The 22,106-nt window shown below is 63.2% G+C and carries 13 protein-coding genes and 1 pseudogene; 4 read left to right on the top strand and 10 right to left on the bottom strand.

All coding sequences use genetic code 11. The features are described from left to right. Nucleotides 1-2 precede the first annotated feature (2 nt). Genes LQ953_RS05500 through LQ953_RS05485 form a run of 4 tightly spaced genes read left to right on the top strand, consistent with a single transcriptional unit; the run spans nucleotide 3 to nucleotide 7,348 of the window. Nucleotides 3-2,456: a helicase-related protein gene (locus LQ953_RS05500; RefSeq protein WP_231029680.1), complete on the top strand. Its 2,454-nt coding sequence runs from the start codon at nucleotides 3-5 to the stop codon at nucleotides 2,454-2,456. Then, nucleotides 2,453-3,358, top strand: coding sequence for a hypothetical protein (locus LQ953_RS05495; RefSeq protein WP_231029679.1), 906 nt, complete (start codon nucleotides 2,453-2,455; stop codon nucleotides 3,356-3,358). The genes LQ953_RS05500 and LQ953_RS05495 overlap by 4 nt, the downstream gene beginning before the upstream one ends. After that, the gene (locus LQ953_RS05490; RefSeq protein WP_231029677.1) at nucleotides 3,351-6,620 is read left to right on the top strand and encodes an ATP-binding protein; all 3,270 of its coding nucleotides are present in this window, start codon (nucleotides 3,351-3,353) and stop codon (nucleotides 6,618-6,620) included. Before LQ953_RS05495 ends, LQ953_RS05490 begins: the two co-directional genes overlap by 8 nt. Further along, nucleotides 6,620-7,348, top strand: coding sequence for a hypothetical protein (locus LQ953_RS05485; protein ID WP_231029676.1), 729 nt, complete (start codon nucleotides 6,620-6,622; stop codon nucleotides 7,346-7,348). Before LQ953_RS05490 ends, LQ953_RS05485 begins: the two co-directional genes overlap by 1 nt. Here the strand turns inward: LQ953_RS05485 and LQ953_RS05480 are convergent. The 10 genes and pseudogenes from LQ953_RS05480 to LQ953_RS05435 form a co-directional block, all read right to left on the bottom strand. Further along, nucleotides 7,328-12,367 (bottom strand): DEAD/DEAH box helicase, encoded by a 5,040-nt coding sequence (locus LQ953_RS05480; RefSeq protein ID WP_231029675.1) that lies wholly within the window; start codon nucleotides 12,365-12,367, stop codon nucleotides 7,328-7,330. The genes LQ953_RS05485 and LQ953_RS05480 overlap by 21 nt on opposite strands. 21 nt (nucleotides 12,368-12,388) lie before the next feature. Next, nucleotides 12,389-13,654 (bottom strand): annotated as a pseudogene (locus tag LQ953_RS16410) (AAA domain-containing protein); the annotation flags it as partial. Further along, nucleotides 13,651-15,909: a PD-(D/E)XK nuclease family protein gene (locus LQ953_RS05470; RefSeq protein ID WP_231029672.1), complete on the bottom strand. Its 2,259-nt coding sequence runs from the start codon at nucleotides 15,907-15,909 to the stop codon at nucleotides 13,651-13,653. The gene LQ953_RS05470 and the pseudogene LQ953_RS16410, both read right to left, overlap by 4 nt. 43 nt (nucleotides 15,910-15,952) lie before the next feature. After that, on the bottom strand, nucleotides 15,953-16,672 hold the full coding sequence (gene queC / locus LQ953_RS05465) for a 7-cyano-7-deazaguanine synthase QueC (protein ID WP_231029671.1): 720 nt from the start codon (nucleotides 16,670-16,672) through the stop codon (nucleotides 15,953-15,955). Continuing rightward, entirely contained in the window at nucleotides 16,669-17,043 is a 375-nt protein-coding gene (locus tag LQ953_RS05460; RefSeq protein ID WP_231029670.1) for a 6-pyruvoyl trahydropterin synthase family protein, read from the bottom strand. The genes queC and LQ953_RS05460 overlap by 4 nt, the downstream gene beginning before the upstream one ends. Then, nucleotides 17,043-17,675 carry a 7-carboxy-7-deazaguanine synthase gene (gene queE, locus LQ953_RS05455; RefSeq protein ID WP_231029668.1) on the bottom strand — a complete coding sequence of 211 codons (633 nt, stop codon included), beginning with the start codon at nucleotides 17,673-17,675 and terminating at the stop codon, nucleotides 17,043-17,045. The genes LQ953_RS05460 and queE overlap by 1 nt, the downstream gene beginning before the upstream one ends. Beyond that, nucleotides 17,672-18,760: a DGQHR domain-containing protein DpdB gene (gene dbpB / locus LQ953_RS05450; RefSeq protein WP_231029667.1), complete on the bottom strand. Its 1,089-nt coding sequence runs from the start codon at nucleotides 18,758-18,760 to the stop codon at nucleotides 17,672-17,674. Before dbpB (LQ953_RS05450) ends, queE begins: the two co-directional genes overlap by 4 nt. Further along, nucleotides 18,723-20,054 (bottom strand): tRNA-guanine transglycosylase DpdA, encoded by a 1,332-nt coding sequence (gene dpdA, locus LQ953_RS05445; protein ID WP_231029666.1) that lies wholly within the window; start codon nucleotides 20,052-20,054, stop codon nucleotides 18,723-18,725. Before dpdA ends, dbpB (LQ953_RS05450) begins: the two co-directional genes overlap by 38 nt. Then, nucleotides 20,051-21,172, bottom strand: a complete 1,122-nt coding sequence (gene dbpB, locus LQ953_RS05440) for a DGQHR domain-containing protein DpdB (protein WP_231029665.1) — start codon at nucleotides 21,170-21,172, stop codon at nucleotides 20,051-20,053. Before dbpB (LQ953_RS05440) ends, dpdA begins: the two co-directional genes overlap by 4 nt. Beyond that, nucleotides 21,169-22,092, bottom strand: coding sequence for a hypothetical protein (locus LQ953_RS05435; protein ID WP_231029664.1), 924 nt, complete (start codon nucleotides 22,090-22,092; stop codon nucleotides 21,169-21,171). Before LQ953_RS05435 ends, dbpB (LQ953_RS05440) begins: the two co-directional genes overlap by 4 nt. Between the last annotated feature and the right edge of the window lie 14 nt (nucleotides 22,093-22,106).

The following is a 22,106-nucleotide window of genomic DNA, read 5'->3' as shown; positions in this document are numbered from 1 at the left end:
CCATGACAGCGACCGTCCGAAAACCCTGGTATATTCAAGCGCAGCAGCGCGCGGTGCGCGCATTCAGTGCGAGCAGCGAGCCAGGCGATCGCGGCGCCATGCTGCGTGAGCTTTGTCGCCTCCACGGTGGTTATCTGGATCTCACCGGAAGCGAATTCGCGGTCACCGACAATGATCTGGTGAATTTGCCGCGCTTCGGGCTGAAGCGGGTGACGGTGCCCGCTAGCGACGCTCTCATCATCGATGACGCCGAAGCTCTCCCAATCGCCGGCCTGTCCGATGTCCTGAGGCTCGATCCGACGCCGCGTCAGACTTATCCGTCTGCTTGCGCCGACGCGTTGCTACTGCGTCACAGCCCGTTTGACGGCTATCGCGCGCCCACGCAGAAGGCGGCGATCCGCGCACTGGCGACAATGCCTGATGGTGCCACGCTCCTCGCAACGCTTCCCACCGGCGCGGGCAAGAGCCTCCTGTTTCAACTCGCTCCTTTGTTGGCCTCCGCCCCAGGGGCATGCTGTGTCGTTATCGTTCCGACGGTGGCGCTCGCGCTTGCCCATGTCGACAGCCTGAGGACGATCCCTGGGCTCGAAGCGAGCGACTGCATCTATGGCGATCAGGACCAAGCCACTCGTTCGGGAATCTACAATGCGTTCGGCCGCGGCGAAGTGCCGGTGCTCGTCCTCTCACCCGAAGTGGCTTTGGGCGCCGCGCGCGAACTCCTGATCGAGGCCGCTCAGGATCCCAGCCAGAAGCTTCCGGGTCTCGACGCGCATTTGACGACCTTCTTCGTCGATGAGGCGCACATCATCGAATCCTGGGGACGGTCCTTCCGGCCGGACTTTCAGCGCCTGCCCGGGTTGGTCGAGGCGCTGCGCGACTCCAATCCGGCCCTGCGCACGGTCCTTCTCTCTGCAACGGTCAACGACGCTGCCCGAGCCGAACTCAAGCGCGCTTACGGTGCCGCCGAGTTTCTGGCCGTCGAGGCGAAAGTCGCCCGCTACGAGTTCGATCTTGTTCACGCTCGCATTGAAACCGCTGCCGAACGCGACGCCTTGCTGGTCCGATTGATCGATCGGCTGCCGCGACCGGCGATCATTTACACGACACTCGTCAAACACGCTGAGCGCCTTCACGACGCGATCAAGGCCAATGGCTATAAGCGGCTGGCGCTCTTCACCGGCCAGGTCGACGACGGCACGTCACGACTGCGGATCGTCAGTGATTGGCGCGCGGGGAATATCGATCTCGTCGTTGCCACGTCCGCCTTCGGCATGGGTATCGATAAGGACGACGTCCGCGCGGTGATCCACGCCTGCGTGCCCGAGTCTCCATCTCGCTACTATCAAGAGATCGGCCGGGCGGCGCGCGATGGAAATCAGGCGCTTGCCCTCATGCTCTGGACCGACGATCGCGGGGTCGCCGGAGATTGGCGACAGGCGCGACGCTTGTGGTCTGGCGGGTGGCTCCGCCCTGCGATGATGCTCAAGCGATGGCGCGCAATCGTCAGCGCTGCCGATGCGCTGGGCGAGAGCACGATCGTGTCAGGCATGCGCCGGTTGGTCGTGCCCCTCGACGCGGCACATGAGGATCTTGCCGCCGGCGACACCGACTATAACCGCGACTGGAACCGGAGCCTGCTCAACATGCTCCAGCGGGCCGACGCGATCACGATCCAAGCGACAGAGAGTCGGGGCGACGTGCCGGTCTGGCATGTGGACATACGAGAGCCGCTACTGCTCGATGCCGGGGAGAACGACGCCTACTGGGCGGGAATCGCGGATCTGCGAACGAAGGAGCGATCTGCCGCGCTGTCGGACCTCGACAACTTCAAGGCCGCGATCTTCAAGCCACAGATCTGCGTCTCGGCCGCCATTTTCGAATTGGTCGAAGCAGGAAGCCCACTGGTGCCGCCCTGCGGCCGCTGCGCCTATTGCCGCGGCCGGGGGATGGCGTCACCGAAGCTGGATGACATTCACTTCGAGGGGTTGGATCGGCGATGGAAGCATTCCCTGCGCGAGAGCGGGTTACGTCCTGGGGTGTCCATCCTTCATCCGTCGCGTGATGACGGAACGATCAGCGATGATCTCATCGAAGGGCTGATCAGTGCGGGCATCGAGCAATTTGTCGTCCAAGATCATCTTGCCGACGATTTCGCACACCGGCTTGTCCCGTTCGCCTGCCGCTATGGATTGGTCAGCAGCCATGCCGACGTGCAGGGAGACTGGCACCCGGCGCTGTTGCCCACCGCAGTCTTCATCGACAGTCAAAGCCGCGTCGAGCGGCTGATCGAGCGGATTGAAGGCTGGGCCGCTTCCAATCCCGCGCAGCGACTGATTATCGTCGCACCGCCAGAAGCAGCCGTCCGCGGCAAGCCGATCGTCAACATCCTCTCGAGTAGCGCACCCACCAGCGAGGCGGCGCTTCGAGCCTTCGTCAAGGAAGTGCTGCCCCAATGAGCCTGCTGAGCGACACCAACTATTCTCCGCAGCGCGTCTACGCCTTGCTCCGCCTGCTCGAGGCACAGGATGGGCAACTTGGCTTCGACAGTATTCGGACCTGGCTGAAGCCGACGCTCCGCGGGGTGGAGCAAAAGGGGTCGGAGGAGCACACCAACATCCGACAGCTGCTCGGTGCCACCGCCAGCCTCGGATTGATCGAATCCCCATCTCAGAATCAATACAAGCTGACGGCGCCCGTCCCGGCGACGATCGAGGGATTTGCCGATGCCGTTCACGATCGCCTTGTTGCGCTCGATGCGGACCATGCCGACTCGATCGTGCTCGAAGCGTACGCTGCGATGGTGGTGCTGACCGAGGCGGAACAGGGCACGTCATGGCTGGACCTCAATGCCAAGGACCGAGCGGCCAAGATCAACAAGGCTGTCCCAGCGGCCGACGCTGACGAGGAGGATGAGCAGAAGAAGCGGTTCAATGCGACCAAATCCTCTCCGTGGAAGCGCTGGATGATCTTCCTCGGCTTAGGGGTATCGATGCCAAGGAGCGACTTCTACCCCTACCCAGCCCAGCGCCTTGAGCGCGAGGTCGTTCGGCTGAGGTCGGAGCAATCCCTTCCCAAGGCGCTGGAGATCGAGGCCTTTATCGGGCGTATCGCCGAGCGGATGCCGTATCTGGATGGTGGCCGCTTATTCCTTGCGTCCGTCGAGCGTGTGCGACTGCCGCCGCTTGGACGACGTGTGTCTCGCGTGTTGAGCGGAACCCTCCGCGATCTTCACGATGACAAGCGTCTGGTGCTCGATGCCATCGGCGATGCGAAGGAGACCTACGCCCTGACCCAGGAGCCGCATCCCGTGAGGAACATCAAGGCCGTGACGCTGGAAGGACAGGCCAACAATGGCTGAAGCAATGCATGGTACCTGCTGGACCGAAGACCGCGCGCATGCGGTGCTTCGCTCGGTCGCGCTGGCGAATGACGAAGCGGAGTTCCTTGCCGTTCATCAGCCCATCCGCGACTTTCAAGTGTCTACGACAACCGGTCGGGGCATCGAGGCAAGCGATGAAGCTCTGCTCGCCGACCTTTCCGACCCAGAGACGCGTTACGCCTTTTGCATCGTCGAAGGCGAGCCTGGCGCAGGCAAATCGCATCTGATCCGGTGGCTGGACGTCAAGTGGAACGCGGACGATCTGGTGATGCTGATCGAGCGTGCCGACGGGAGCTTGACCGGCACGCTCAGGCAGTTGCGCGATCAACTCGGCGCCCAATACGGCTACCTCTTCGAGAACCTAGCTCAAAGCGTTGAAGCTTCGTTCGATGGGCGCGTGAAGCTGTTTCACGCCAATCTGGCGGCGTCGCTTAGCAAGTCCTTTTTCGAGACCCCGATGGGGGATGAGGATTGGTGCGCCACGTGGGAGCTCGAACGCCTGATCGGCCATCAGGCCGTTCAGGAGAGATGGGGCGGACCGGAGCGAATCCTCAAGGTCATGTCAGGGGACGGCGGACAGCGTAACTCGGCCTCGGCAAGCTTCAACCTCTATGACATTGCCGACCTCGCACAGGTCCAATTGGCGGTCGAAGGCCTTCCTCCCAAGGCGCTGATGCTGATGCGCACCTTGAAGAAGGAGACCGACCGTATCGCCCCGGCGAGGGCGGCAGATGTGCCTGCCGCTGAACTCGAACTCGATGAGACGCTCGAGATCCCGCAAGCCCGCAGGCTGCTGAAGGCTCTCAATGATCGTCGCAATTTCGCGGTTCAGCACATTCTCGGCATCACGGTTGATGGTCTCCGAGACATGTTCTTCAAGCTGCGCAAGGAGTTGCTGAAGGAGAAGCGGCGACTGGTCCTGCTGCTCGAGGACGTCACGAGCTGGGAGGGCATCGACGGCCAATTGATCGACTCCCTGGTCGTCGATGCGAGGACGCGAAGCGACGTCTGCGACATGATCTCCGTGGTGGGCATGACGCCGCTGTACCTGAAGGGCATCCAGGGCAACTACAGCGGCCGGATCACGCATGTTCTGCGTCTGGGCAGGGTGCGGCAGTCAGGTGGGTTCCAGGAAACAATTCAGCTTGCCACAGAGGAGTCGCAGGCCGAGTTCGCGTCACGTTATCTTCGGGCCGTGCGGATCGACCGACCGGAGTTGGAGGCTTGGCACAAGGCCGGCGCCCATCCGGAGACAGTCCCCAACAAATGCCAGACATGTGCTGGCCGTGATGCCTGTTTCGCGGCGTTTGGCGCATCGGACGGGATCGGGCTGTTTCCGTTCAATCGGAACGCCATCACGAACATGTTCGAAAAGCTTGAGGATCCGAAGGGGACACAGAGCCTCCACACCCCGCGAGGGATGATCCAAGGCGTGCTCGCGCCCGTGCTCCTTTATCCGTCCCGCCTTGAGGCGGGCGAGTTTCCACCTGCGGAAATCGAGTTCTCCGAATGGATGCCCGAGCGCTCGCTGCAGCCGAGCGGCTTCCTCGCTCAGGTGATCGATGCTGCCGAGCCCGACGTTGGTCGGCGGGAACAGCTGCGTCGGCTCATGATGCTGTGGGGCGATCGCACGAGCGAAGTTCACGTCGGCGTGACTGGGGAAGGCATGCGCTCCGTCTCGGGTGTGGCGGAGGGCGTCTTCGAGGCTTTCCGGCTTCCTTGGCTCGGCGAGGGCCTGGACTCGGCTGGAACCCCGTCGCCTCCTGTGGCCGTGCAGTCGGGCGCGCCGGCTTCGGAGGTGCCAGCGCCGGAGGCGCCCGCAGGCCGCACTCCGGCTGCCCCGCCTCCGCCATCACCTACGCCTATCAGCCCATTGAGCGCGACAACTTCTGGACGGTCGAGTCCGTCTGGCGGAAGGTCGTCGCCAACGAATCCAGCTGTCTCTACGACGCGCCTCAAAGCGCTCGCCGAGCAAGCGCTGCTCTGGCGTGATGGGAAGCCGATCAGCGATCCGAGTGCCTGGGAGATCCTGCTAATTGACCTGATGAACGAGGCACGGGAACTGCTTCCCGAGCCGCGGTTCGGGCTTTGGGAACGCGTCTTTACCAAGGACAATGTGAAGCTGGAGGGGTCGGGCAGAACCGACATTCGGCACTTCGTCATTCCACGCGAAGATTGGGCGACCCGCGGGATCGAAGCCTACATCACCAATCGGCTGGGCACAGCCCTCCAGCCGCTGCAGCTGGAGAGCCACCGCCGCGCGATTGCGAGATTGTTGCGACGTCTGGCCGAACTCGCATCGGCGCAGCTGGAGCGTCGCTTGGCTCAGGACGGACCATGGTCAATTGATGGGGCGACAGTTCAGGTGTTGCTGGCGCGAGCCTGGCTTCGCGGCGCGATCTCACCAGATTCTCCGCTGGAGGAGCAGTTCCAGGAACTGCTCTCGGAAGAGCAGGAGGCGAAGAGCCTTCCGGACGATCGGGTCGAGTCCTGGGGCGAGTTGGTCAAGGCGACGAGCTACTGGCACGACAAGCTTCGCGGAATGCTGAGGCAATCGCTGAACCTCCCGCTTGGTAGCGGTGCTCCGCTGATGAACGCGGGAGCGGTCGCGGGAGCGATGAAAAGCCTTCGCGACACGATGCGGACCGTGCCGGTTCCCGCGAAGCCGGAGTTCTCCAAGGGGCTTGAGGAAATCGGCAAGCTTGTTGAACTGGCCCGTCAGACCGATGGCCAATTGCGGCACATTCCCGAGCGCGAGAACAAGAGCCTATCGCAGCGCAAGGAGCGCGCCTTGGCTCTGCTTCGGCAATCGAGCTTCAGTCATCATCTGGCGAAGGTCGACGATGCAATGACGCGGACCGTCTCGGCGTTCGTCCAAGCCGCGCCCGTACAATATCAGGAATATTCCTCGGCCCGGACACGAGCCGCGAATGCAGGGCTGTTGAACGAGACTGAACCCGCCTGGGAGCGACTGGCAGACTATCTGCTCTCGGACGACATCGGTTTTCAAGGAGAGGCAGAGAAGCTGGCGCACACGCTTCAAGTTCCCATCGCATCCTTGCGGGTCGCTTTGGATACGCTGGAGAAAGCCGAACTCGCGGTTAACGCAGCCTATAAATACGCCCGCGCCTTCGTCGAGGGCAATCAGAGCGCCGGCGATCTCTCGGTCGTACAAAGCTTCGGCGGGCGATTGGCGGCCGCGGCCGAAGCGCTGCAGACCAAGCTTGATGAGGTCGCGTAATGGATGATGCAGCCGACACCACGCTCGCTCCGCTGGACGAATTGATCGAGCTATTACCCAAGATCGACAAAGCGAAAGAGCGGGCCCGACTTGGGACCGCGCTCCAAAAGGCGACAGCGTCAGCAGAGCGGCTGGATGGCTGTCCTGCTCTGCTTGAAGGCCTGGCCACACTGGTGGAAGCGGCCGATGCGGACTTCGAGGCCGTGCGATCTGAGATCGGCGCCTCGCTGGGCGAGATTGTGAAGATGAGCCGCATCCTCGCGGGTGAGCCCACGATCGAACAACTGGACGCAATCAACCAGATCGGCCTGACCCGCCTTCCCTTCGAGATGGAGAAGATCGAGAGGGGCATCGAGGGCGTTTGGCGCAAGGCCGCCCAGGATGCCCTCGGAGGACAGGCGGCACTGGGGGAAGTGCTGACCAATATTCCTGGGGTCGAGGCGCTCGGCAGCGATCTGCTGAAGCTGGCAGCCCGTGCCAAGAAGCTCGAGGATGCGAGCCGCCCGCCCGCTGATCGCGTGAAGGAGCGCGACACGCTCGTGGTGGAAGCCTCCGCGTTGAACGACCGACTGCTTGCGGTCGGCGTTGCTCCGCCGATCGCGGCATTCCTGGTGGCTGTCGCTGCTCGGCCGGTGCGATTGTCAGACCTGACGGACGAGATACTCGGCTGGATCCGAGATCATGACGCGCTGGCCCTGTTCACGGTATCAGCCCATGGCGCGACATGAATCCATGAAGCGCGTCAGCAGTCGGCGGCTTACCGCGACCTCCGCAAGGGTCGAGGGCATGAGGTCGCTGTCGGCGTGGAGGCAGGCCAGGCAGCCGTCGAAGCAAAGCCTTCCGCTGACGCGGTAAATCTGATCGGCCAAGCGTTCGCCCGGGGAGAGGCTGCCGTCCTGCGCCGCTCCTTCGATCTGTGAATACGCGCTCAGCATCATCGCTAGCGTGGGATAGATCCCGTCGAGCGCACCCCTGGAGGCCGCGCTGACAATCTCCCACCCGTCAGGCTCTCGTCCGATGAGGGATCTCAGCGCCGACCTTGCTGCCATCACCTCTTGCCAGATGTCATACAGGGCGACTTGTTGGCCACCGATCGCCTCGTTGGCGTAGAGCAGGCGGAGAAGCTGCTGGGGCGACGGCGCACCCTCGGTATGAAAGTCGATGCCGAGATCGCCGCCGATCGCGTCCAGCGTCTCGGGGCGCCGAGGATCGAGCGCGCGCCAATGCTCATGGTGAGCGCAGGCCAGATGGGCTGCTTCCACCAACTGGTCTTCAGCGGCGTTGGGGCAAGTGTCGGCGAAGCCGCTCATGAAGTCGCCAAACGCATCATGCGCCTGCTCGATGAATGTCCTGGTCGTGCCGTCACCGCCGACGCCATTCTCAGCGATCGTGATCACATCCTCTGACCGGCTTGCGAACTGCACCGGTAGCTTTACATGCGCGACCACGCGCCGCTCTTCGCCCCGGCCGTGCAGCACAAAGCTTTGGCGAAGGCGCACCGCCAAACTGTGGACCAACTGGCTGCGCAGAAATGCACGAAGATGGTCGTCGGATTTCTGCGCTTCCATGACATGGCGGAGCAATTCGTTGAAACGGGTGCCGGCGAGCGTGCCCATGAGACGGTCGATCCGGCGCTCGCTCAGCAGCGGATGGCTCGAGAGCGCTTCATGATAGGTGCGCTTGAACAGATTGCCGAGCGCTGTGTCGCTCCACATCTTGAGCAGCTTCGCGAGGTCGCCGCACAGGGCGGGACTATCGGCCGCAGTAACCACCAGTTCAGCGGCGCGTCGGGCTTCGTAGCCATTGATCCCCGCGTTTCGAGCCCGCCGCTGCACGATGTAGCGCAGCATCTGATTGCGATGCCATCGCTGGTCGGCGGAGTCGTCCGCGAGCCTTGCCATTTCCGCATCGAGGAACGCGTCGATGCGGTCTGAGCGAAGGGCGAAGCGGACACCTTCGCTCTCCATCGTATAGCCTATGAACTGCGATGTCTCGCCGGCCGCGTCCGTGAACGTCTGGGAGACCCCGATCGGGTCGGCCTGTTCGACAATTCTGACCTCAGCATCCGCCCCCCAATAGATACGCGACAGGTGAAGGCCGGGGCCGCTCGTCGCGCTGCCCACATAGGTCTCGAACCCGGAAAGGATCGGGCGCATGTCGCCAATATCGGCAGGCGTGCCCTCTCTGCCCAAGCGCAGGGTTGGAAAGCCACGGAGCGAACCTGTGCTGCGCATGTCGAGCGCCGCCGCCGGATCGACATTGTCCGGGATCGGCTTGGCGGCCCAGTTCTGGGCATCCCATTCGACAAGCGGGGTCCAGCCGCCACCGCGAACCAGGCCGATAAGGTCGGTGCCCAAGTTTGTGGGACGCAGAATCGTCGGCGAGATTGGAGCATCCCCGAGATCTTCGCGCGCGTCGATTGGCAAGCTGGCGAGGAGTTCAGCCGCGCTGCCAAGATCGATCCGTTCGGCGAGAGCCTCTTCCTGCGCGTTGAGATAGGGCGCGCGCCCGAGCTTCGGCGCCCGCCAATGAACCTCAATGCTGCCCCACCGGCGGGTCGCATTGCCTGGCGCTGCCGGGCCAAGGCCCAGCGAGATATCCTCGCTCTTGATGATCGAGTCGCCGCCATGAGTGGGGACGCGGATGTCGACACTCGGCAGGTCCGCAGCCCCGAACAGGGTCCGTGGCACCCACTCGATCCGGGCACGTCTGGCCCTGGCATGCTCATCGGCGGGAAAGGTGCCGAATTTGGACGTGATGTCTCGGATGAACGTTCCGGCGTCGGCATAGCCCAGCCGAGCAAAGGGATCGTCATCGAACAGGCGTAAACAGGCGTCGCTGAACTCCGAAACGACCTCGCTCGAAAGCTGGCCCCCACTCCCAACTGCAGGCAGGCGCAAGGCCTCGCGCCGTGCGATCAGATCAAGGAGCAGCGTCGCGAGTTGGCCGCGCGCCACGATCGGGTTTGAGAGGTTCAAGGGAACTTCGAAACCGCGGCTGTCCAAGAGTGCGGTTGGGCGGCGGTAGTACCAGGAGTCCCGAGCCGAGTAGATCGAAAGCGTGATGCCCGTGACCGGACGATCATCATTGCCGCGACCGCCCCGGCCTTTGCGTTGAACGAAGCTGGCGAGGTTCGAGGGAGCATAATGCTGGTAAACGAACGCCATGTCGGGATCGTCGTACCCGACCTCGAGCGACGCTGTTGAAAAGACCAGATCGCTCCGCTGGATTTCTGTTTCGATGCGGGCGCTACTCCCCGAGTAGACGGGAAAGCGGGCGACGCTGAGCGGATTGCCCGGGATGTACGGGCCACGCGCGGTCCACTGCCTCTGGTCGGTTGCGGCGAACGTCCAGCACTCGCCATCACGGAACAGGTCGCATCCGAGCGGATCACCGCAACAGGCGCGCCGTGAGAGACCGGTTGCGGGGTGGTCCGGGTAAATCCTCGTGCGGAGGCTGGCGAGGCTCTGACCTTCTTCGGCATCCATGTAATTGCCATGGAGCCGCTTCAGCTTGTCGATCGAGTCGACAAAGACGATGCCGCGAAACCCGCCCTCGCTGCCATGCCGGCGATGCATGTTGTGCGCGAGCGCCATCGCGGACTGGATCGTTGTCGATGCGCCGGCCACGTCACGATTGCGCGATTCGACCTCGGGTTGGACGAAGTAAAAATATTCCCGTCCCTTGGGATTTGGCTTTCGTTCGGCAGGAAGCGGCTCGATCAGCAGAGGCTCCGAGCCGCCGACCAGCTGATGCCAGACATGAGCTGGCCGCCCAAGCGTCGCGCTCATGCCGACTGCGATCGGCGCATCGCCGTTCAATGCGCATCGGCCAAGGAGACGGCGCAGCCCATAACCGATCTGCGCGCCTTGGATATGCGTGTAGAGGTGGATCTCGTCGGCGAGGATGCAGCGCGGTCCGGCCCCGCCGTCGCCAAAGAGGGCGCCATAGCGGCTATCGTTCAGCCACTGGTGAAGTGACTCGGTCGTGGGCAGGAACAAGGTCGGCGGTGTCGCTCGCAGGGCTTGCTTGGTCCCGATCCAACCATCGAACTCCCAGCCGCAGCCCTTGCAGTGGAGCGTGTCAGGCGTGTCGTTTGTACCAGCGGCGATGGAGAGCGGAGCGCCGCAGGCGGGCTCGGGGCACATGAAGAAGGGAAATTGATATTCGCCGGTACGGCCGGTGGGTTCCCATGTCTCCGGGTCCGCATATTGCCAGCTTTCGGGAACGGCACCGTTTTGCAAACCCAATGTGAGACGGGGTGCTCCATCCACGTTCCGAAGCGCCGCCAAATAGCGGGCGAGCCGCTGCGCTTGGTTGGCGGCGAGCCTGACGCGGGGATAAACGAGGATTGCCCGCGTGCCGTCGAGGGAGCGAAGCAGGTCCAGTGTCGCGCCAGCGATGATGGGCAGACAGGCTGCCTCGGTCTTTCCCGAGCCCGTGTCGGCCGCGATTACGAAGCGTTCGTCGCCAGACCCGACCCAAGCGTCGAATATCGCGGTGAACGCCCGATCCTGGAAGCCGGCAAGGTTCGGCGCTGGTGCGTTCCAGGCACGCCGCAGCATCTCGGCCACCATCCCGAACGCTGCCGCAGGCTCGCTGCCTTCCCCATGCTTCGCTTCAACGGCGGCAACGGCATCACGGAGCGGGCTGTCATAGGCCGGCTTTTCTCGATTGCGCAGTTCAACCTTCAGGCCGCGGACGAGATACGGCCGATCCCCGGCATCGTCCTTGCGGAAGCGCTGTTTCGAATAGCGGACGGTGCGCGCCATTTCCGCCATTCGGCTGCGAATACGCCCCTCTTCCGCAATGAGGATGTGCCCGTGGAGGCTGAGGCGGCGAAGCGACTCCGCGACGTCGGAGAGGCTAGCACCAAGCCCTCGCGCGAGATCGATCGGGGCATGCCATTCTTCGAAGACGCCGAAATTGATCCGTCGGGCCTCATGGTCCTCGAGGTGATTGAGGAGGATATAGTCCGCCGGCTGAAGATCTTCGCCGAGCGGCTCGGCCGTGTCGCGGGCGTCCGCCCGCTCGGCGCGGACCCGCGAGACATAGAGCCGGTTGTTGATCATCTCATATTGGACGATCTTGTCCGCCTCGAGACCATCAAGCACCGGCTTGAACTGGTCTTCGCCGTCTGCACCTAGCCAGTCAAAGGAGTCGCGAACCCGAGCATACGGCGCGCCTCGCCGGCCGGTCCCGGCGAGCATGATCGCTTCCTCGACGCGGTCGACCAACTCGTCCGCGTCGAGCGGATAGAGTGCCCGCTGATTGGTAAGCGGCTTGATGCTCCAAAAGGGCGGCGTACCAGGAACGCGATCCAGCGCGATGTGGCCGTGTCGCTGCAGGAGCCGCAGATCAGGGAAGATCCTCTTGGCGTCACTGCGCATTGCCCGGGCGAGCGTGTAGTCGGGAACAGTGCCCCACTTGTTGGCCTCGGCCATTTTGCGGATTTCTTCAAGGATCCGCAGGTGCCCGGGCGTGAGGTCAGCAAGGTCGTCCCGCACTGGCCGCGCGAGCGCGGCGATCTGCGGCAGCGGGGCCTCGTCGCTGAATGGAAGGACGCAGACATCGACGTTGACCTGGCCGTGATCGGGCACGGACAGCTTGATGCTGTCTGCATATTTGGCGCGAAAGATGAATTCGCGCAGGGTCTCGGCCTTGTCGACCAACTCCTCGTCGGACGGCACCACTTCGAGCAACCGCCGCGAAATGATCAGGATGAGCTTGCCGCGCGCGCGCGTCACGGTGACATTGAGACGCTCGGGACTGAAGATGAACTCCGCTTCCGCCAGTGCGAACTCGGGGTCGGCGACGGTGTAGCTCACGACCAATGCATCGCGCTCGCGGCCCTGGATGCGGTCGACGGTCTCAACGACTGCGCCCGCGCCTTCCGGCCCCTGGGCAAGCATGTTGCGGATCAGCGCGTTCTGCGCACGATGGGGGCTGACGATCGCGAGCCGATGCTGCCATTTCTCGGTATCGTCTGCGCCGTCCTTGGTCGGCGGCAGCCGGCGGAACAACAGGCGTCCGAGCCTGGCCGCGACCGTCGCTTCGAACGGGTTGGATGATCCGGTTGGCGGACCGTCATGGATCAGAACGCAGATCGGATACTCAGGGTCGAGCGCCACGCGCTCCCAATCCTCGAGCCCCTGTTCCCAGCTCTCAATCAGGGGGAGGCGCCGCTCCGGGACGACGCTCTGATAGCGGTTCTCGTAGAACCGATCGCGGGGAAAGCGCGTGAGCGGTTCGTTCAGCCGGAACGTCTCGTCGAACGGGAACTCGGGAACACCGGCAGCCTGGAGAAAGGCGTAGAGCGAAGATCCGAGCCGGCGGCCATCGACATCATGATCATGTTCGACCCGGATCGGGGGAAGCTGCTTGTTGTCGCCGGCAACCAGGATGCGGCCATTTTCGGCCATGCCGGCGATCGCCATCAGGCCATGGCTCAACACCATCTGCGACGCTTCATCGACGCAGGTCAGGTGGAAGAAGGCGCCGGTAAATCCGCCCTGCGCATCGATGAGCCGATTGAGGCCCCAGACCGTCATCCCAACGACGGCATAATCTTCGGTGAGGAGATCGGCGGCGTCGCCGACGTCGAGATGCTCGACGCCCGGCCCGAGCGGGCTGGATGGCTCGCGACCAACGAAGGCAATTCGGGGCGGCACGTCCAATTGCCGGCACCGCTCAGCGATGGCCTCGATGAGATTGATGATGGCGTTGCGCGTGAAGGCGGAGACGAGGATCCGGCACGGCAAGCCGGCCCGTCGCCGCGCTTCAAGATAACCCGCGGCCATCCACGCGAGCGCGTGGGTCTTGCCCGTGCCCGGGGGGCCGAGGATCAGGCCGGCGCGAGCGTGAGCAAGTCCATGCCACGCGTCGATCTGCGCCCGGCGCAATGGTATGTTCGCCGCTTCGGTAAGGGGCTGCGCAACGTCGCGCAGGCCGGCCTCCCAAATGTCCGCGTCGACCGGATCACCCGCGAACTCGAGCGGATCGCGCAGGAAGCGCAGGATTTCGGGAGCGCTCATGGCTGACCTCCCAATTGCAGGAGGAAGTCCTGGACCCGGGGCCCATTGACGTCCCGGTGGGTCTTGTCGATGCACCATCCCTTCGGTCCGGTCTGTCGCCGAAGGCTGGCCATGATCGCTGAGTCATATTGGCGCGCCGACATGTTCACGAAGAGCGACCCATGGTCCCCATAGCTGAAGCGGATCTCCAGTGGGCGCCAGTTTGCTGGATTGAGGCGGAGATCTGGATTGTCGTCGGTCAGGATGAGACCGATGTCGTCCGGCGAGATCTCGGCATCGCGGCTTTCCGCGGGGATCGAGAAGCGAAGCCAGCGGCATCCATTGGAATGCCTGCCTTCGCTCTCGAGCGTCAGACCAGCGAGGCACTCTCCGCGCTGCTGGCGCACCCGAGCGGGTTGTGCCAAGCGGACAAGCGTTTCCAGCAAGGCGCTGCGCGAATCCAGCAACTCGTAAGCATGCAGGAGATCAAGATCGCCGGCGTTCAGTGGGTTGAGGGTCGACTGGAATCGGAAGGGCTGCTTCTCAAGGCGCAAGAAGGGTGGCTGCGCCGTAGCGTTCTGGCTGGTCAGCCACTCGACGAGCCGCGCCGCGGTCTCCAGCCTTGCCCTGACATCCGCTTCCACTTGGGCGACGGTGACGCCATCGCGCAGGCCTTCGCGAAGCGAACGAATGGCCTCCATCGCGAGCAATGACGAGAAGTCCCGTCGAAAGGTGCCGACCGGCGCATAAGCAGCATCGATCTGCCCAGCTGTGTGAAGTGCCTCGGAGACCTGCCGAAGGTCGTAGGACACCATCGTCGGCAAGGCGTAGAGCTGCTCGATGACGGATCGGATCGCCGTGGCCGGAAGGTGGTGCGCCCCCTTGAATTCGGGCTCGGGTACGACATCCTCCGGCGGAAACAGCCGAACGGCGTGAAGCAATCCGGTTCGGATCTGAGGATCGTCGAGGTGACGACCGATCGCCGCCTGGATCGCGCGCGCTTCGGCCGGTTCATAGATGAAGATGTGGGCCTGGAGCTGCTGATCAGGATCGGCGGCTGCATTGTGGGCGTCGACTTCGCCGAGATCGGCAATGAGCGCGGTGAACACGTCGAGCATTGCCTGCCGCTCCGTGTCCGGGCTGCTCTTGTCGATGACGCGGATGACCGATCGAGGCGTTCCGCCGCGGCGCATGTAGGCGATGGTGACGAGATTATCTTCGACCGCGTCATGATCGGCGAGAAGGTAGAAGGCACGCTCGATGCGCGGTGGCATCAAATAGCTCATTACGTCCGGGAGACGGCGCACCTCATTCGCCGTGATCGCGCCCGCGCGGGCGATGATGGTATCGCTCCGGCGTTGCAAGGACCAACTTGTCGGCCCGGTTGCGCCGATCCCTGCCGATCCTGCGAGCAGCCCCACCGTCTTCAGGCCGCGCGCTTGCAGCGCGAGCTTGCCCTCGTGCGAGACTCCGGGAACCGCGGACACGTCGTTGTCGGCGGGGTTCGGGTGCCCGATCGCCTTGCGGCAATGGGCGAGATAATCGCACTGCTCGCACTTGAAATAGATGTGGAAGAACGTCTCATCGACGTTGGCGAGGACCTTCCGCTTCGCGATGCGCGGGGCATCGCGCTTCAAGAATTCCTCGACCAATCTCAAATAGGGCTTGAGCGGGAAGGTCGCCGGCTCGACAAGTCCCTCCGCCACGCGGCTTCCCGCCCGAATGTGCCAGACGGCGCCTGTCGCATCGACACTTGCGTCGATCCCGAGATCGGCGAGCATGCCGCGCAGCAGCAGCGCGTAGAATGCGACCTGGGCCTTGTGGAATGGCGTGGAACTGCGTGTCGCCTTGATGTCGACGATGCGAAAGCGAGCGCCTTCGGGCGTGGTCTCTCGAAACACGATGTCAGTGTAGGATCGATTGATCTGCAGACCGTCGGGCAGGCCGAGCGCCGCGCGGAATGAGGGTCCTTGCTCGAGGCCTAATTGGGTGGCGGCCTTTTGCTTGGTTTGGCCGCGGAGAAAGGCGATCGTCTCGGCCTGGCCCAGCCGGTCCTCGTTCGGACCGGGCCTAAGCAAAGGCTCCTTTTCTTGCAGCCTGGCGAGCACACGCTCCTCGAACTTATTTCCTTCGAGTGCCCAGGCTGCGCCGCTCTCTTCTTTGACAATGGTGGCGCTGTCGCGCTCCGCGCGGGACATCATGTCGTACCGCGTCTTGCGTTCGCAGCGATATTGGAACCACGATTTGACGGTGGACGCACTCAAACCCGACGCCATCATTTTCCCCCGCGCCGGCCCCTCGGCGTCTTGATCTGCTCTGTTATAGTACCGCGTTGTGGCGCGATGCGTCGAACCCTTCCCAGCCTTTAACCCGCAATTCGCACGAGGGGCAGGTGCCGCACCCATATCCCCAATCATGCAGTCGATCGTGAACGCCGAGATAGCAAGTGTGGGTCGATGACCGGACCAGCTCAACCAGCGGATCACCGCCAAGTCGCTCCGCCATAGCCCAGGTCTGCGCCTTGTCGAGCCACATGAGGGGCGTATGCAGGACGGATCGGGTACCCATGCCAAGGTTGAGGGTCACCTGAAGCGACTTGAGCGTGTCGTCCCGGCAATCCGGGTACCCAGAGAAATCAGTCTCGCACATACCCCCGACCAAATGGCGCAACTCGCGTCGGGACGCTAAGGCAGCGGCAAGCGTGAAGAAGATTAAATTTCGGCCGGGCACAAAGGTGTTGGGAAGTCCATCGGCTCGCAACGCGATTTCCGCCTCGCGCGTCAGTGCCGTCTCGCTGACTTGACCGAGGATCGAGAGGTCAAGCATATGGTCGGGGCCGAGGCGGGCGGCCCATGCTTGTTTGGTGGTGATCACGCCTTGTCGGAAGGCCTCGCGGCATTCAAGCTCGACCCTGTGGCGTTGACCATAATCAAAGCCAACGGTTTCGACCCAGCCGAACGTCTCAAGCGCCCAGGCAAGACAGGTGGCGGAGTCCTGGCCACCGGAGAAGAGAACGAGGGCACGCTCATCGGTCATCATGCGGCGATCTCCTCGCCCCAGTAAGAACAGGTCTCACCGCTACTGTCCCGGTGGACGCTCACGCGTGACAGGTTCGAGATGTTTGGCCTGAGGCGATCCCAGATCCAGCGGCAAAGATTTTCCATCGTCGCCGGCCCAAGATCGTTGATCTCGTCGAGAAAACGATGATCGAGCGCATCGCGGGCATCCTCCATCGACCGCTCAAGCAGGCCAAGATCGACGATCATGCCCGTCGCCGGATCGGGCCGCCCGCGCACCGTGACTTCGGCGCGGTAGCTATGGCCGTGAATGCGGCGGCTCGATTCGGTGTCGATTGTCCGTTGCAGCGTGTGCGCGGCGTCGAAACGAAATTGCTTGCTGAGCTCGAACATCAGCGGATCCCGATCGTTTTGTGTGACTGGAGCGAAAGCCGCCAGCGCGGGTTATGGATGCAATAGGTAATTGCAGCCTCGAGATTGGCGGCGGCCGTCGGCGAATCCATCGGTTGCAGAAAGAAATGCTCGAAAGCGAGACGCTCAAACCGCTCGGGCGCAATCTCTTCCTGCGGATAGACAAGCTTGAGCTCGTTGCCCGCGAGCAGGACCAGTTCGGCGTTGGCCTTGGGACTGACGCAGATCCAGTCGAGGCCCTGAGGCGCCGGCTGCGTGCCATTGGTCTCCACGGCGATACTGAATCCGCGTGCGTGCAGCGCATCGACCAATTCCTGGTCAGCCTGAAGCAGCGGCTCGCCGCCGGTCAGCACAACATAGCGATTGGCCTGGGGGCCAGCCCATTCCGCCTCGATCGCATCAGCCAGAGCCTGGGCGTCGGCGAAGCGCCCGCCGCCGTTGCCATCTATGCCCACGAAATCCGTGTCGCAGAACGAGCAGACCGAGGCGGCGCGGTCCACCTCGCGTCCCGACCACAGGTTACAGCCGGCGAAACGGCAGAATACCGCGGCGCGACCCATCTGGGCACCTTCGCCCTGCAGCGTCTTGAAGATCTCCTTGACCGCGTAGCTCATAACGAATCGACGGTCGGTTCGAGCAGAGGTGCCGGCGCGCGTTTGGCCTTGCTGCGCAGGTCGGCCTTTACGATGCCAACCAGATAATGTTTGAGCAGCGCAACATCGCGGTTAACGTTCTGCAAGCTGTTCCACCGCCGGACCTCGCCGTCCATATGCCACTCTCCAGCGGTCCATGCGGTTTTGCCCCTGAGGCACTCCATGCCGCTCCTGAAATCCTCGACCGTCCTCGCCTCACCGCGCTCGGCGAGCACCTCCATGACGTCCCCCATCGCCTGAATGCCAGCGCCATGCAGCAGGCGCGAGGAATTGGGCTTCTGGCCGTGCCACGCCTCAGGCCAGACCTTCTTCACCGCCTCGAAGAAATTGGACACGAGCCGCACGCAGCGCTCCCCGCCCTTGGGTCCCCGGATCAGCTCCCGCATGACCCCATTGCTGAGCGACTCCATGATGATCTTCTGCATCACGGTGTCGGCGATGATGCCTTCAGGACAGGTATGCTGTTTGATGTAACCTTTGAGCGCGGTGTTCTCGAAGTTGAGTCGCGCTGTCAAATCCGATGCGACCGAGCGCCGGCTGAGCCGGGGCGGCAGATTGTCGACCGTGGGCAGCAGCTCGTAGATTAGCGATTTGGGCAACGGCTTGGTGTTGTTGATAAGTACGAACTGCCGGCGCAGTTCCGCCTGGTCGCGGCAGATCAGCGCCGAGACGAACACCTGAAAGTCGCGCTCCATATCGGCGAGGGCCGACAGGCGCTGCTGGCCGTCCACCACGAGCCCCGGAACGCCGCTGCTCAAGTCGATTGCCAATTGCGCAGCACCGTTGCCGAGATCCTCGACGGTGACGCGGTCGGTGAAAGCGACGACGATGGGATTCGGTAGCACCGCGTTGGGCTTTTCCAGATAGTCGCGGATTTCGCGGATATGGGCGGCCACCTGCGGCCGCTGGAACCCGCTGAGTTCGCCCTGCGCGTCGCGCCCAATCCGCTCGATGGAGGCAAAGCGCAGTACGTCCGCGGCTTTTGCCGCGAAGCTTAGGACTGTGTGCTCACTGCTCTGCTGCGCATAGACGGCGAGATAGGTCATCACTTGGTTCGATGGCACGCTTCAGATCCAGTCTTTCAATATGGTCTTGGTAGATCGCGAGATTGTGAATTCCACGGCGCTTGTTGCGATTGCTCCCACGAAAGATGATCACGTCGATTGCGGCATCCTTGCAGATCTTGCAGGAGCATTGCTTCCAGGGCCGCTCGGCCAGGGTTTTGCGATAGCGCTCGCTTAGGCGCGCCAGGGATGAGCTCGCAGTGCAGTCCTCATACGGCTTTTCCTCGATCAGCGGTGCGTTGTAGACGAGCACGTTGTGGAGCGTCTCCTCAAGGCCCGCGGCTCCGCGATCGAATGCCCGCAGCGTGTCCAACGCCAGCGCTTCTAGTCGCAAAAGTTCCTCAGCGCGGAACACGCCCTTCTTAACGGCACGCTGGAGCTTGGGGTTCTCGATCGCCTGCGGCACCCGGATTGAAGTAAAGTAGCGCAGCGCAAGCCCGTCGCCTGGCAAGTAATAGTTTTGCTTTGCGTCCTTGAACGCGCGGATGAGCGGCGACGTCGTGTCGAAGCTGGAGATGTCGTAGCCGTGGAAGCTGTCGATATCGTCGGCCTTGGCGAAGCCGAGGATGTGGAGGCGCGTCGATGCCGGGATCACCTCGCGGATCGCTTCTAGGCACAGCTTGATCTCGGGCGACTTGAGCGGAACCATGCCGCCGAGCGCCAGATAGTCATAGCCCATGGCGACGAGCCGGCGCGCCGCGTCAGCCATACTGCCGGGAGACCAGCCCTGGATCACGCCCAGAGGTGTGAACCTCGCGTCCATCGCTTTGGCCTCCCGCAGGAAGCCTTCGGCATTCTCCAGCGTGATGTCGAAGCGCTGCCGGGCGTCGGCCGATCCGCCGGCCAGCCCTGTGAGACCGGCGTCGAAATCGAAGATGATATGGTCGACTGACGCGCCGTGGGTGAAGCCGCATTCGTCGTAGAATCCGGCCATCTCCGCGGGCGTATAAGGCGGCTTCTCATCCTGCACATAGGTGAAGGCGCCGCAATCGCCGAAGATGTCGAGATGCGCGAACTCGGGCTTGTCGAGACGCAGGAATTTACGCACGCCAACCAAGTGGAAGCGGCGCGCTTGGCTGGCGGTATATTTGCCTTTGACCCGGTGATCGCCGACAATCCCGCGCGAAACCAGCACCCCGTCATAGGGCGCATAGCCAAGGATCTCATGCGGATAGGCGTCATCCCAATAGGGCTGGCGCTCGGCCGAACTGCGATCGGCGATGAAGTCGAACGCCGGGTCTACATAGTCGAGGCTGTCGGCGAAGATGAACTTCATGCCGCCGCCCGCGCGAGATCGCGCTCGATATGCATCAGATGATCGCTGAGTTTGGTAATGTGCTGTGAGGTCGACTGGATCTCGTTCCATCCGAGCCCCAAACCTTCCCAGGTGCCGGCGGTCCAGCAGCAAGAGGGCGCGATGCGCTTGAGCATCGTGCGCACCGCCGCCGCCTTGTCCGGCGCCGCATCTGCTCGCAGCATGATAGTGTCCATCAACGCGCCCATTGCGCGGATGCCGGCCGAGTGCATCAACCGGCTCTCGACCGGCGGCTTACCCCAGGCCTCGGGAAAGGTGTCACGAACCGCCGACCAGTAGAGTAGCAGCGCATCGTACATCGCGACTGTATCGTTACCGTCGCCATTATGCTTGAACTGGCCGAGCGCTCCGGCCGGAGTCTTGAGGCTCACCTTCATCGTTTCGATCAGCGCATTGTCGGTGACGACGCCGGCGCGATCCTTCGTATCGGACTCACGCTTGATCAGGCCGAAGAACGGCGACTTGGGGTCCGTGTTAAGCGCTTCGCAAAGCGCGCTGGGTAACTGCCGCGCGGCGAGATCACGCGGCAGCAATACGCTAACTTCGGGCAACAGTTCATTGATCAGTCGTGTCGGCAACGGGCGCGCCTTGTTCACCAATATGAATTGCTCGCGCTGCGTCTCAAGCGCATCGGAGACGAACCCGACCACTGGCACGGCGATTGTCCTGTCCTTCGCGGCGCTCAGCGCAAGCGAGCGCTGCTGCCCGTCGACGATCCAGGCGGCGCGCCGGCCTTCAGGGTAGATCGGGATCGACAGCGTGCCCGCGTCGCCCACTTCGCACATATTGCCCGGTGAGCGGCCCCGCGCCGAGGCGAACTCCACCTCGGGGGAGATGGCGAGGATGATCGCATTGGGGAACAGCACCGGCCCGCTGTCCAGAAAAGCCGTGATCTCTTTGACGTGATCGCGGATCTCGCGGCGCTGGAAGCCCTTGAGTTCCTGATCGTCGCGGCGGATCCGGCTGATGTCCGCCACCCGGTTGACGTCAGCGCCATAGAGGAAGAAGGCGAAGACACTGGTCCCGCCGGCCTGCTCGGCACGCACCGCGCGGACCTTGAGATATTCGCGCCCGCTCATGCGCGCTCGCTCCGGACCCTACGTGCTAGGGCCGCGAACCGACCCTGCTCGCATGCGATCCCCAGATTGTCACGGAAGTGGCGCAGCAACCGCGACGAACTGCCGCCTACCGCATCCCAATCCGCCCGTATTAGATCAAGCATCGTAGTGTCATCATGGCGAACTCGGTCGATCCTGGCCGGCATCCGCCAGCCCTGCAGGGCCGCCGCCACCGCCTCAGAATCCTCAGCCGCCGAGCGCTCGGGTGGGTTGCCGCGCGTTAGTTCAGCGAAATGACGAAGCGCGCGGCCGGCGAAGTCGCTACGCGTGCCGCGATGGGGGCTGTCGGGCCCATCAAGTCGGTCGTCATAGGGCATGACGAACGGCTGTAATTCCAGTGGAACTCGATTGAGCGAAGCACGGGTGAAAAGTCTGAGTCGGCCGAGCACCGACGGCGGCAGAGCAAGAACATCGGCTGCGATCATCTCGATATAGGCGTCCGATAGCGCCGCGCAGATCGTCCCGCGCCCGTACTCCACTGCATCATGCACGGCGACTGCAAAGGGTGAGGCTTTGCAGATCGCCGCCCACCAGTCGGCGGCGCTGAAGGCGCCGGTCACGCGCGAACGCACGCTGTCAGGTGCGTCGACGAGCACGGTACAGGCATAGGGCGGAACCACGGTCGAAACCTCAATCAAGCCGAGTCCCGCAGAGACGACCAGTAGCTTCGCATCGAGCAGTTCGGCCGCGGCGACGGCTTCCCGAAAACCGCGACCGCCGTAGATGTCCTCCCCACGGAAACGCGTCTGCTCCGACGTGAGACGGTGTGACCATTGTTGGGCCAGTCCCTCAAGATCGGCTTCCGGCAGAGCAGACATGCGTAGAGCGTCGGCAACCGGCTTGCGCTTGCGATTCGTGCAGGTGGTGATCACAAGCGTCACAAAATTGGCCCCTC

The sequence above is a fragment of the Sphingomonas sp. IC-56 genome, from assembly GCF_021043375.1.
Classification (GTDB): domain Bacteria; phylum Pseudomonadota; class Alphaproteobacteria; order Sphingomonadales; family Sphingomonadaceae; genus Sphingomonas.
This window is presented reverse-complemented; position numbering and strand designations above follow the sequence as displayed.